The organism is Frankia sp. CgKIO3 (assembly GCF_977946435.1).
This window is the reverse complement of the sequence record NZ_CDWTMO010000130.1, coordinates 1-12210: the sequence shown is the minus strand read 5'-3', so window position 1 is coordinate 12210 and position 12210 is coordinate 1. Positions and strand designations below refer to the sequence as shown.

The following is a 12210-nucleotide window of genomic DNA, read 5'->3' as shown; positions in this document are numbered from 1 at the left end:
CAAGATACAGCCTCCACCTTCTCATTCCCCCGTTTACACCGATCCCTGTTCAGGTTGGCGTCGCCACCTCAACTTTTATAAATCCCAAGACGCGGCTGTGCCGGATGGCTGACGACATCCCAGGCGCGGATCATCTTCCGCCCAAGCCGGATCATAACAGTCCCGCCACCGGCATTCGGGGCATCACGTGGATTGGATCGTGGTGACGGGACCGCCAGGCACACCCGGCCCGCACCCAGTAGGCCATCGCGTTCACGATCTCCCGCTGTTCGTGCACCGGCGGCCGGAGCCGCGAACGGCGGTAACCGACCGCAGACAGACCACAGACGATCTCGCGGTCCGCTGGTCCGCTGGTCCGGGACTCACGGATCGGGGACTCGCGAGTCCCGGACGGTCAGAGGTAGGCCCCGCGGCCGAACGTCTCGCTGCCGGGCTGCTGCCCGCTCGGCAAGGCCCGCCGGCGCATCTCCTCGAGCTGAGCCTTGGCGGCCATCTGTTGGGCGAACAGCGCGGTCTGCAGGCCGTGGAACAGACCCTCGAGCCAGCCGACCAGCTGTGCCTGGGCGATCCGCAGCTCGGCATCTGACGGCGTGCGCTCCTCGTCGAACGGCAGCGACAGCCGATCGAGTTCCGAGCGCAGGTCCGGGGCAAGCCCGTCGGAGAGCTCCTGGATGGAGCTGCGGTGGATCTCGCGCAGCCGGACTCGGCTCGCGTCGTCCAGCGGAGCGGCCCGGACCTCCTCCAGCAGCTGTTTGATCATGGTGCCGATGCGCATCACCTTGTCGGGCTGGGAGACCAGCGCGGCGATGGGGTTGCCGCCGTCCGGGTCCTCCGCAGCCTGCAGCGCCTGGTCACCGCCTGGGGCCAGCGGCCGCACCGGTCGGTTGAGTACCCCCGAGTCCGCGGTCTCGTGCAGCGCGCCGTCAGGCCCGACGACCACGACGCGGGGTTCCGGTTGATCCGTCATGCCCCCCTATCCTGCCCCGTGATCCGCCTCTCACGGCACTGGCTTCGCCTCCACGGTCACGCCGAGTGTCACCCATCGAGGGTCATTCCGGGATCGTGAGTACTACCTTTCCGATATGTCCGAAATCAGCCACATGCTGGTGTGCCCGCGCGACCTCGGTGATCGGCAACACCCGATCGACGACCGGCCGGATCGCCCCCGCCTCGATCGCCGGCCAGAAGTCGCCGCGGACACCGGCCACGATGTCGGCCTTCTCCTCGACCGGCCGCCCGCGCAGCGACGCGGCGTGGACCGCCGCCCGCTTGGTGAGCAGGGCGCCGAGGTTGAGCTCCCCTTTCACCCCGCCCTGCAGGCCGATGACTACCAGGCGGCCTCCCACGGCCAACACGGCGACGTTGCGGGCGAGATACACCGCGCCCATGTTGTCGAGGATGACGTCCGCCCCGTGGCCGTTGGTAGTCTCGCGGATCCTGGCAACGAAGTCGTCGTCGCGGTAGGAGACCGCGAGGTGGGCGCCGAGCCCCCGCACCCTGGCCAGTTTGGCCGCAGTGCCGGCGGTGGTCGCGACCAGCGCGTTCGGACGTAGCGCGCGGACCGCCTGGATCGCGAAGGTCCCGATGCCGGACGCCCCGCCGTGCACGAGGAAGACCTCATGGTCGCGCAGACCGGCGATGCCGAAGACCGTGGAGTACACCGTGCAGGCCACCTCGGGCAGAGCGGCCGCCGTGATGAGGTCGACCCCGGCCGGGACCGGCAGCACCTGGCCGACCGGCACGTTCACCCGACTCGCGTAGCCGCCCCCGCTGAGCAACGCGCACACCTCGGCCCCGACCTCGACCCGGTCCACGCCGACGCCGAGAGCCGCCACCCGCCCGGAGCACTCCATCCCGATGATCTCAGAGGCGCCGGGCGGCGGCGGGTAGAAACCTTGCCGCTGGAGCAGGTCCGCGCGGTTCACCGCCGTCGCGACCACCTCCAGGGTGACCTCGCCGGGCCCCGGGGCAGGAGGGTCAGCCACCGTCGACCACGTCATGACCTCGGGCCCACCGGGCGCTTTCACCGTCACAGCATGCACCCGTCACACGCTACGGCTCCTCGGCACGCGACGCCGCGGCATCATCCGGCGTGCGGGCATGTTCATGCCACGGCCGTACAGATGTTCCGGTGGGATGGACGACGCCGGCTCGGGCCTCAGACCGGCTCGGGCTCCGGTTGGGGTGAGCCGGGAGCCGGCTCGGTATACGGCGAGGGCTCGTGCGGAGCCGGCGGCAGGTCAGGAGCGTCGGGCAGGAGCGGGCCTGGATCATCCGGGATCGGGGCGTCCGGATCGAGCGGGGGCGGGGGACTCGGGCGATGGGGACGGACGGCCTCGGGCATCGCGACAGACGGGGTAAACAGACCAGACCGGGTAGACAGGACAGACACAGATTTCGCCGTACCCGGCGGGCGTCGCGGCGGAAACGTCTTCCTAGCATCCCATGTCGGCCGCTCGACCCTCGCCGCGGCCTGATCGCCGGCCATCCCGCTGGACCGGCGTCGCGCATCCGTGCGCCGCCCCGTCCTCGCGACCGTCCCGCCCGGATCTCGGTTCATCGGCTCGCACCTCCGGCCCTATGCCGTCAAGTCCTATGCCCCTATGTCCTATAATGTGGCTGCCTCGGCCGGTCCGAGACGGGTTTGTCCCCGTGGCCGATGCCAACGCGCGCCAGGACCATCACCATGCGTGGCCAGCCCGACATCATCGGACCGAGGGTAAAGCCACTGCTTCGAGCGTATTAACAGTGACCGCCCCACTCGGCATCCAGGTACCACGACGCATACCCGATCGAGTCGCTACCGTCATATGCACATCGCCCTGAACTCATGGTTCTCTGCAACCAGTGACAGACGACCACAGCATCGGCTGTCCGGCCGGCGCCGCGGACGCGCCGGCCTCGACGGGCCCGGGGAGCGTGCCAGTGGAAGCGGTCGCGGCCGACGACGAGCCCGAACATCCCCATACCCAGGCGGAGTTTCATGCCTTCTTCGAGAGACATCACCGCGAGCTGAGCCGGTTTGCGTATCTCCTGACTGGCGATCACGACGTCGCGGACGACATCACCGCGGACGCTCTGACGGCCGCCTGGTCCGCATGGGACCGGGTCCGCTCCGCAGACCTTCCACTGGCGTGTGTCCGGCGGATCGTCGCCAACCTGGCGGCCGACCGGGTCCGGAAGGTCGTCCGCGAGCGACGCGGGCTGCTCTTCCTTGGTCAGCGGGCCGACCAGTCGGCGCGGATACCCGATCTCCCCGCGGTCATGGATCTGCGCTCCGCGCTGATGACACTGCCGCCGGGCAAACGTGCGTGTGTCGTGCTCCGCTACGCCTTCGACCTGTCGGAGATCGAGACGGCTCGCACGCTGGGTATCTCCGTCGGCACGGTGAAGAGCCAGACCGCCAAGGGAGTCGCCGAACTGGAGCGGATTCTCCAGAACACCGAGCTACCGCCGGCCGGTGCCGCGGAGGTGGCGAGGCCACAGGTAGCGTCCGGTCAGTCGGGCACGTCACGCGGCGCCACATCCCGATCGGGCGGTTCCCGGGTGAATGGGTCCCGATCGGGCTCGGGTCGCCTGGGACGGCGGCGGTGCAGTGGTCAGTCCGGCAAACCGGCGGGTCCGAGCCGGTCGGCGTTCGCCTGCCTCGGCCGCGTCAAGCTATGGCCCTGGTGGCAACAGCGAGTCGGCGAGGCATAGATGACGCAGAAGGCGCCCGGGGTTCCAGGGGCCCGATCATGATGCGCAGGGTGGCGCGGCAGCGCGGCGCGGCGGGCCTCCGGCCGATTGCCGTCCCTCCGCTCCGGGGACGGGTGACCGCGTGACTAGCGACCGCGGAACGGGCGACCGTGGAACCAACAGCTCGAGCGCGGATGGTCGAGGGTCAGCCGATCGTGTCGGCGAGTTCCGCGGCGGCGACGGTCATGGCGGCAATCTGGGGGAGCTCCCGTTCCCCGACCGACTCCGCGGCATGCTGAGCGCCGAGATGGGCCGGCACCGCCCCGACTCCGATCGCATCCGCAGACGTGTCGCGGCGGCAGTCGATGCTCCCCTGAGCGGCACGATCATCCGCCCCCTCGGCCCGAGCGGTCCACTCGGCGCGAACGGACCACTCAGACCGCCTGGTTCGATCGGCTCCAGCACCCGGACCGAGGATGGCCGGATCATCACCCGGCAGCACCGCCTGGGCCGTACCGTCACGAAGGCCCCATCGAGCCGACGGCGCCGATCCAGCCGGTCTACCAGCCCCGACCGGCTCCCCCGGTCCCACAACTGGCCCCGTTCCCGGCGGCACTCGGTTGCCCGACGCGGCACGATCGCGGGGGCGCTACTCGCCATCGTGAGCATCATGGCCTTGACGGCCCTGGCCCTGCTGGGGCCGTCAGGATCGAACTCCCCGGCTCCGCCCACGACGACCGTCACGGCGAAGCCGCGGCCGTCCGCCACGCCGGTCACGACGTCTCCGGTCGTGTGGACGCCGGCCGCGTCGCCCCAGGCCACCACGGTGGTCCCACCGGAACCGGCCAAGTCGAGCCCCGCCGGAACATCCGGGGGCAGCGCCGCCGTCCCGGACGCGACGAGCGACGCGAGCGCCGCACGGAGGTCCGCCGGCCCGGACCCGGCGGACCCGGGGTCCGCGAGCGGTGGTGGCGGCGCACCGTCACCGTCCGCGGGACCGTCCGCGAACCATGGTGACAGCAGATCCTCCCTGCCCAGCGGAACGTTCGCGGGCATCGGCGGCGGGATCTACACCAGCACCGTCGCCCCCTTCCCCAGTGGGTCACAGGTGCGGCTTCCGGGCCCCGGAACTCTCGACTGGGTGCTGTTCGGGGGCTCGTGGAACGGTGTGCAGAACCGGGCCGCCATTGTGATGCCGCTGATCGACACCGGCACCCTGCTGGGCACGTCCGTGCCGTCATCCTCCGGATTCGACTGGACGGAGGGCACGCCGGTCGCGACCGGCGTGGACGACACCGACCGGCTGTCCCTGCAGGGCTCGGCCCGGCTGACGGTCTTCGTCTCGCAGTCTCCGCTCACCCTGGACGTCCTCCTCGGATCCGGTTCCGGGCGGGTACAGATTATCGTCACCTCCATCGGCGGCACGCAGACCTTCACCCAGACCCTGCCTTCACCGATCGCCGATGGCTCGGCCGATGGAGTGGTGAGCATCGGGCTGCCGGCCGGAATCGGCACGACGTCGATCACCATCTCCAGCGGGGGCACGTCGGGTTGGACACTGGCGGCCGCAGTCCTGCGCTGACGGCGTGGGTCTGCGCGGTTACGTGGGTCTGCACTTGACCATGCGGAACCATGGGGAACCATGCGGACGAAAAATCTTCACAACGACGGCAACCAATCAACCTCCGCCGGACGACTGACAGATGAACGCCATACCGGCCCCCCGCGCCAGGAGGTCCGGCGGTGTTTCGGCCCGTTCGCTCCCCGGCTAACCCCCCCAGCCCGGCGGACGGGTCGCCAAGCGGCCGCCGACGGCGGCACGCGGGCTGGCCGGCCCGGCCAAGGTCGGCCAGCCCCTCGCGCCCCCTCCCACGCCGCCCGGCGCCCCGGTCCCGGGTGTGAGTCCGGTCCGGGTGTGAGTCCGGTCGCGGGAAGGTGCCACGCGCCCTACGCTGACCGGCCGGGGAGAGGTAGCGTCAACCTCGTGCGTCGGCTGCTGTTGTCACCCTCGTGGATCGCGCGTCATCTCCTCGCGCTCTTCCTGATCGCATTCTTCATCCGCATGGGCATCTGGCAGCTGACGAAGGGCGAATCCCCGCAGGGATCGTTGCAAAACCTCTTCTACGGGGTCGAGTGGCCTGTCTTCGCCGCCTTCGTCGTGTACTGGTGGGTGAAGATGATGAAGGAGGATCTGGCGCCCAAGGACACCACCGGGCCGCGGTGGGGTGCCCACGGCCGGATCGCCCCCGAGGCGCCATGGCGACCGGATCTCGACACGGGCCCCAAAATGCTGACGACCGGCACCGCCGAGCAGTCCGCCGAGGACGACGAACTCGACGCCTACAACCGCTATCTCGCCTTACTGTACGAGCGTGACGCCCTTCGGGACGCCCTCAAGCACATCAACGGAGCCCGCTGATGACGGCATTGCCCGACCCCACCCGTACGGCCACCACAGGACGTGCCTCCGCGACGGCGATTCGCGCATCCCTGCTGCGGTATCGGGCCATCGCCTACATCGTCGGTGTGGGGCTGATCGCGCTGGTGTGCATCGGCATGCCGATGAAGTACATCGGCGGCAACGACGCGATCGTGGCGGCCGTCGGCCCGCTCCACGGTGTGCTGTACATGGTGTATCTCGCCGCTTCCTTCGATCTGGCGAACCGTTGCCGGCTGTCCTCGACCCGGACGATCACGATCATGCTTGCCGGCACCATCCCGTTCCTGTCGTTCTTCGCCGAGCGGCGGGTCACCTCCCTTGTGCGGGAGAGCCAGCTGTCCGCCGCCGCGGCTCCGGCCGGCCCGGCCACCGGGCCCACCAAGCCCGCGCAGAGCGCCGAGGCCTCCACAACCTGACGGACCTGAGGACCGGCCTGACGGCGTCGAGAGACGTCGGGACCTCTCAGGGCAAGGACATCTCAGGGCAGGCCGACGCAGGCAGAAGCCAACGCGCCGGGAGACGCAGAAGCCGACGCGCCGGGAGACGTCGCCTCAGGACACGTCCGAGTCAACTCCAGCCAGGCGGAGCGCCGCCGGTGCGGGGCGGCGGAGACGGGCGGGCACGGCGATCGTCAGGACCTCACCGGCGGTGAGCCGCCGGAGCCGGGCCAACCGGGAGGGCGGAGCGAGCATCTCCGCGGACAGCACCTGGTCAGCCTCGGTACCGAAGGCAAACAGGCGCCCGTCCGACCAAGTGATCAGTTCGTCGGCCGTACTGGCGGGTCGCACGAGGACCAGCTGGGCGCGCCGCGGGTCCCAGACGATCGTCACCGTCCGCGTGGTGGACCGGAGTAACGCCCACTTGCCGCCGCTGCGGTAGGCGGCCGCCAGCATCCGGGCCGTCTCGTTTCCCTCGGGACGGCGGGACGGACGATCCGCGATCACCACGAGCCCCGCGTCGTCGACCGCGATCGGCGGAGTCGGGTCCGCCCGCAGGTCCGCGGCGGTCACCGTCCCGAATGCTCCGTCGAGGTGGACACCGCGTGCGGCGGGCAGCCCAAACGACGATGAAGCCAGCATGGCGGTCAGGGACGCCCGCCGGACGTCCACCCCGTCCAGCCGGACCAATCCGCAGACCGTTATCCGTTCCTCCGTCCTCAGCCCGCGATCCTCGATCCGCGATCCGATGGCGCACGGCACGGACGGAATCCCGGCCGGATGATCGACACGGTGCGGCGGCGTTCACGGGTGCTCCAGCGCCGGAACGTAGCAGTTTCTCGCCCGCCTCACCGGTCCGTTGCACGGAATCGCCGAGTGGTTCCGGCCTTCGGTGCCGGGCCTCACCGTCGTGATCCGGGCTCGGCCAGGACAGCGGCTCGAAAACACATCGGCCGCCTACCGGCCGCCGATCGTCCGTGACCGAGACGTCCGGCGGAAACCGGCCGCATGCGGAGGAAGACCGCGGTCACGGGGGAAGGACGGACTCAGGCCACGTTGGCGCCCGACGGCTCACGCTCCCGCTTGACCCGACGAGTCGCGATCACCGGATGAGCCGGGCAATCGACCAGATGCTCATCGAAGCCCTGCACCGTCGGCCAGGACTGGTGGCAGGACCCGCAATGGGTCGTGGCCGGATCGGTCCACCGCTCTTCACAGCCGGCACAACTGGCCGTGACCGGGATCTGCACTGTCTTGTCGGGCTGCCGGCGACGAGAGACCTGGATCGGCAACGCCTGTTGGATGGATTGTTCATCTGGGGAACGGAGTGTGACGGAAACCGCGCGTGGACGCCGGGGTGGGGTGTTGGCGGCCGGGATCGCGCGAGGGGATGTCGACCGACGGGGAGGCACCCGGCCATCCTGTCGCAGACCTGCACAAGCGTCACGCAACCGGCTGTCGAGTGTTCAGGGTGATTGTCCTGCGGCAACGCTTCCGGAGCTCGCGAACCAGAGCGTTCCGCCCGGACGGATCGTCATCGGCGACGGCCGACCGCTAGCGGGAACCCGCGCCGGAAACAACCGTGCCGGGCCGAGCGACGCCTGGAACATCGCCGGACAGTCAAAAAATGACTACTGATACCCAGCAATACCACTGGACTAGCTATAGTCAAGCGCATGGCGGACGCCATCGCCAGGGCCGGCGGTGAGGGGATCCCGGGCGTGAGTGCCAGCGCACTGCTGCGAGGGTGGCGGGAGCGACGCCGGATCAGTCAACTCGGACTGGCGTTGCGAGTCGACAGTTCCGCCTGACGCATCAGTTTCATCGAGACCGGCCGCTCCATTCCGAGTCGCCCGATGGTGCTGCGCGGGCCACGTGCCCGTCGGTGCGGAACCGGATGAGCGGTTCCTGCCTGTCGCCGAGGCCGATGGTGCAGGATCCGTACATCGGATCGGAGTCGACCAGGCCCAGTCCCGCGAAGCAGGCCCAGTCCCGCTCAGAAGGGTTCGGCCTGCGGGCGACTGCGGCCCCGCACGACGAGCCTCTCCTGGAGAGAGATTCCCGCTCCTACACACCCACCCACAAAGTGAGCTTCGTGAGGCGGCCGAAGCGTGGAGGGTCAGTCACGGTTCACGGTCTCCACACCGTCGCTAACCCTCCACATTTCCCGCCGAGCCCGCATCCGCCGGGCCCGCTCGACAGCCATCACAGGGACGCTATCTGTCCACCTGCTGCACTCAGCGAGGCAGAACGCAGGGGGACGGTGGCTGCGATCCCCGGTCACGTCCCAGCGTGCCCATTTCGTGCCCACAAGGATCTTCAGCTGTTCCAGGCTGATCGTCGCCAGCTGTCTCCGGCGACAAAAAGCCTGGTAAAGCGGAGGGCGTGGGATTCGAACCCACGACGAGGATCACTCCCCGTAGCGGTTTTCAAGACCGCCGCCATCGGCCACTAGGCGAGCCCTCCTGACCTGCGGAGACGACGTCAGGCTACGTCCGGCTCGCCGGAGTCCGCCCGCCATGTGCCCGCCGGGTGCGACTCCAGGATCTCACAGCCCGCGCCGGTGCTGTCCGCCACGTCACCCGTCGGCACCGGATCGGCCGCCGGGCAGTGGCCCGTCAGTGCGTCCGTGATCCGATCGTTGACGAGAGGCCAGCATGTAGCCCGCACATTGCCGAAATCCTCGTTTTAAGATCAAGACGCGGTGCGGGCCGCGCTTGCAGGTCCGAGCTGTTCGACGAACGCCCTCGTCGGCAGCGTGAGGAAACCAGCTGACGCAGGGAGCTGTCTTACCTCATGCTGTCAGATAGGGGATCGCGGTGCCCGCGATCGCGCTGCTTGCCCTGGCCACAGCGATTCACCCGGCGGTGTCCCACCGGCAGACGGCACCGATCACTCAGCCTCTCCTTGATCCGACCACGTTGGACCTCCGTGTCTGAGATTTCGGGTGCTGAGCCATCGGGTCACCGCGTCGGTGAGGACCACCTCGTACGGAAGGCCTCGCAGCTCGTCCGCGGTCACGTCCAGACCGCGCGCCCGCCCCAGGTCGGCCAGCCACGACCAGGGGTGGTCCTCACTGGGCTGTTCGCCATCAGGGAGTACGACGTTCAACACGTCTTGGGTGATGCTGTCGCGGGTCTCGCCGAACTGGCCCGCGCCAAGACCTGGATCACCGAGTATCCGGCTGACGGTGAAGCCGCGATCTTCATGAAAGATCACCCGCCGGCCGTCGTCCAGCGTGACGAACTCACTGACCGAGAAGCTCTGGGAACTCCCGTCGTCGGCGCGCGGCGCCCACAGATCACACAAGGCGCCCAGGCCGACGATGCGACCGGGCTCCGACAGGAGGAAGATCCTTGCGACCGACCGCGTCCGGGTACGGCTGCCAACTCCACTCCATACCGCTCACGTCCCCCACCTCGGGGTCCCGGGTAAACCGTTTGCAGTGCTCTTCAGTTCCACCTTAACCGTCAGCCACGGCGTGGCCGGCACGTTTGTGACCGGCCACGCGGCTGAGACGTGTTCTACCACAAGGAACTCATCCACACCCGCCCCTGGCCCACCTCGTCGACCTGAAAAGAAAGACCGCCGACTGGATAGAAAACTACTTCAACACAACACGTCGCCATTCGTCCCTCGAGTACTTGACACCCAGGGAATACGAGCCAGGCCACAGAAACATCAGTCAGCTGGCAGCCTAAAGGGCGTCCAAAAAAGCGGAAACACTCCAGCCAACTCCGGGTCGGCGCATTCACCCAAGCCGTCTTCTTCCTGGAGCAGGAAGAGATCTAGAAAAACCGACTTTGAAAATGCTCATTCCGGCTCCCGGAAGGCCACCTTTTCGCAACGGACCTACTGCGGTCCGCGAACCGATGGATTATCTCAGGAATCCCCGGCCTTCGGTTATTGCATAGTTGAATCCCCGTGCGACCGCGGGGCCGCCGACCCGGTGTCGGTGCGACCGGCCCACGCGACGCACATCGACCATGATCGATATCGGCGAAGTTCGACCGGATGTACAGCGGCGGCCGGCTACTCAAGGTCACTGATAGCGGCGCGGTGCGGTCTCGCCGAAGCCCTGGATATAACGTCAGACCCGTCCGGAGAGACATCAGAACCGCGAACACTGAGCAAGGTGGCCGCGTGCCCAGTCAGAACATCGCCGTCGGGCCCTCGTCGGCGCGCGAGTCTCTCCGCGGGCCGCGCCCGTGACTGTTCTCCCCGTCCCCGTCGGTCACCGACACACGCCCACGATCAGACCAAGGTTCTGCGAATGAAACGCAAGCGACCGTCGCCTCGTGGCTCGGAAAGCGACTTCTCCGTCGTCTACAGTGCTCTGGTAGCGGCAGCCCTGACCGCACTCTGTACAGTGGCCGCCATCCTTCTCGTCGCCCCGCACGCCCCGCGCGCTGTTGCCGTGTGCGGCCTCGTCGCGGCGGTCGCGATCGGCCTGGCCTGCGCCGAGATCCGCCGCCGCGGGCACGAGATCGTCCATCTGCGCCGTCGGCAGGCCGCCACCGAGCAGGAGCTCGTGCACCGCCTGGAGATACAGGAGGCCGAGACCAGCCGCCTCGCCGTTGAGGTGCTGCCCGCCGCGATCAGTCGGCTGCACCGCGGCGACTCGGTCGAGGAGGCGCTGTCCGACTCGAGCCAGTCGCCCGCCCTCGGCGCCGCGTTCATCAAGGCGCACGACGACGTGGTCCGCTCGGTCCTCGAAGCGGTCAAGGCGGAAGAGGACCTGCGCGACTCCTCGCAGCGCGCGTTCGTCAACGTCGCCCGTCGCGTCCAGGCCATCGTGCACCAGCAGTTCCAGGATCTGCGCGAGATGGAGGAGCGGCACGGCGGGAACCCCGATGTCTTCGACGACCTGCTCTGCCTCGACCACGGCACCGCGCTGATCGGCCGGCTCGCCGACTCGCTCGCCGTGCTCGGCGGATCCCGCCCCGGCCGGCAGTGGCAGCATCCGGTGCCGCTGTTCAACGTGCTGCGCGGCGCGATGTCCCGGATCATCGACTACCAACGCGTCGAACTGCACTCAGTGGTCGAGGTCGCCATCTCAGGACCCACCGTCGAACCGCTCATCCACGCGCTCGCCGAGCTGCTGGACAACGCCACCCGATACTCGCCGCCGCAGACCCGCGTGCACATGACCGCGGTCGAGGTGCAGTCCGGGATCGCGGTCGAGATCGAGGACGGCGGCGTCGGCCTCGACGAGGAGGCCCGGCTGCGCGCCGAGCGGGTGCTCGCCGAGGTCAAGTCGGGCCTCGACCTCGCCGACCTCGGCGGGAACCCGCACCTCGGCCTGTCCGTGGTCGGTCGGCTCGCGCAGACCCACCGCTTTCAGGTCTCGCTGCGGCCCTCGGCGTACGGCGGCGTGCGCGCCGTGCTGATCATCCCACGCGACCTGGCCACCGCCGTGCCGCTGTCCGCGGCCAGCCCGGGCGCCGCGGTCCGGCCGAACCCGAACACGCTGATGCCCGCCATCGCCCTGGAGCCGGAGGAGCCGCAGCACATCAAGATCAACAACAACGGCCTGCCGCAGCGCAGGCGCGGCGTCACCGCCCCGCTCGGCGGGAGCGGCAGCCAGCGGAGCCTGACCGCGCCGCGCGGGCTGCAGTCCGCCGCCCCGTCCCCGCCCGTGTCGAGTAACGCATC

General features: G+C 69.0%; 12 protein-coding genes, 1 tRNA gene and 1 pseudogene. 7 read left to right on the top strand and 7 right to left on the bottom strand.

Annotated features, from left to right (window positions below; genetic code table 11):
* Positions 1–206: hypothetical protein (locus AC08OJ_RS14580; RefSeq protein WP_476595992.1), on the top strand; the 206-nt coding region annotated here is incomplete at its 5' end.
* On the opposite strand, the pseudogene AC08OJ_RS14575 reads toward AC08OJ_RS14580, so the two are convergent.
* The 3 genes and pseudogenes from AC08OJ_RS14575 to AC08OJ_RS14565 form a co-directional block, all read right to left on the bottom strand.
* Positions 197–286 (bottom strand): annotated as a pseudogene (locus AC08OJ_RS14575) (IS5/IS1182 family transposase); the annotation flags it as partial. The gene AC08OJ_RS14580 and the pseudogene AC08OJ_RS14575 overlap by 10 nt on opposite strands.
* A gap of 108 nt (positions 287–394) precedes the next feature.
* Positions 395–967, bottom strand: a complete 573-nt coding sequence (locus AC08OJ_RS14570; protein ID WP_476595991.1) for a bacterial proteasome activator family protein — start codon at positions 965–967, stop codon at positions 395–397.
* Between the two features lie 82 nt (positions 968–1049).
* The gene (locus AC08OJ_RS14565) at positions 1050–2027 is read right to left on the bottom strand and encodes an NAD(P)H-quinone oxidoreductase (RefSeq protein WP_476595993.1); all 978 of its coding nucleotides are present in this window, start codon (positions 2025–2027) and stop codon (positions 1050–1052) included.
* Positions 2028–2919: 892 nt separating this feature from the next.
* On the opposite strand from AC08OJ_RS14565, the gene AC08OJ_RS14560 reads away from it, so the two are divergent.
* The 4 genes from AC08OJ_RS14560 to AC08OJ_RS14545 all read left to right on the top strand — a co-directional run bounded on the left by AC08OJ_RS14560 (position 2920) and on the right by AC08OJ_RS14545 (position 6534).
* The gene (locus AC08OJ_RS14560) at positions 2920–3699 is read left to right on the top strand and encodes a SigE family RNA polymerase sigma factor (RefSeq protein ID WP_476595990.1); all 780 of its coding nucleotides are present in this window, start codon (positions 2920–2922) and stop codon (positions 3697–3699) included.
* Positions 3700–4354: 655 nt separating this feature from the next.
* Positions 4355–5260: a hypothetical protein gene (locus AC08OJ_RS14555; protein ID WP_476595989.1), complete on the top strand. Its 906-nt coding sequence runs from the start codon at positions 4355–4357 to the stop codon at positions 5258–5260.
* Between the two features lie 402 nt (positions 5261–5662).
* Positions 5663–6097, top strand: coding sequence for a hypothetical protein (locus tag AC08OJ_RS14550; RefSeq protein ID WP_476593779.1), 435 nt, complete (start codon positions 5663–5665; stop codon positions 6095–6097).
* The gene (locus AC08OJ_RS14545; protein WP_476593780.1) at positions 6097–6534 is read left to right on the top strand and encodes a DUF3817 domain-containing protein; all 438 of its coding nucleotides are present in this window, start codon (positions 6097–6099) and stop codon (positions 6532–6534) included. Before AC08OJ_RS14550 ends, AC08OJ_RS14545 begins: the two co-directional genes overlap by 1 nt.
* Positions 6535–6669: 135 nt before the next feature.
* Here the strand turns inward: AC08OJ_RS14545 and AC08OJ_RS14540 are convergent, their stop codons facing one another.
* The 4 genes from AC08OJ_RS14540 to AC08OJ_RS14525 form a co-directional block, all read right to left on the bottom strand.
* Positions 6670–7245, bottom strand: a complete 576-nt coding sequence (locus AC08OJ_RS14540; RefSeq protein ID WP_476593781.1) for a hypothetical protein — start codon at positions 7243–7245, stop codon at positions 6670–6672.
* Positions 7246–7601: 356 nt separating this feature from the next.
* Complete coding sequence (locus AC08OJ_RS14535; RefSeq protein WP_462185867.1) at positions 7602–7805, bottom strand: FDXHR family putative zinc-binding protein; 204 nt, start codon at positions 7803–7805, stop codon at positions 7602–7604.
* A 1127-nt stretch (positions 7806–8932) separates the two neighbouring features.
* Positions 8933–9021, bottom strand: a tRNA-Ser gene (locus tag AC08OJ_RS14530).
* Positions 9022–9447: 426 nt separating this feature from the next.
* Complete coding sequence (locus tag AC08OJ_RS14525; protein ID WP_476593784.1) at positions 9448–9864, bottom strand: hypothetical protein; 417 nt, start codon at positions 9862–9864, stop codon at positions 9448–9450.
* A gap of 203 nt (positions 9865–10067) precedes the next feature.
* On the opposite strand from AC08OJ_RS14525, the gene AC08OJ_RS14520 reads away from it, so the two are divergent.
* Both AC08OJ_RS14520 and AC08OJ_RS14515 read left to right on the top strand, forming a co-directional pair.
* Positions 10068–10256, top strand: a complete 189-nt coding sequence (locus tag AC08OJ_RS14520) for an integrase core domain-containing protein (RefSeq protein WP_462185866.1) — start codon at positions 10068–10070, stop codon at positions 10254–10256.
* 572 nt (positions 10257–10828) lie between these two features.
* Positions 10829–12210: sensor histidine kinase (locus AC08OJ_RS14515; RefSeq protein WP_476595988.1), on the top strand; the 1382-nt coding region annotated here is incomplete at its 3' end.

Excerpts from the sequence above, each read along its gene's own strand:
- AC08OJ_RS14570 (WP_476595991.1), bottom strand. The coding sequence starts at position 967 with ATGACGGATCAACCGGAACCCCGCGTCGTGGTCGTCGGGCCTGACGGC.
- AC08OJ_RS14545 (WP_476593780.1), top strand. The coding sequence starts at position 6,097 with ATGACGGCATTGCCCGACCCCACCCGTACGGCCACCACAGGACGTGCC.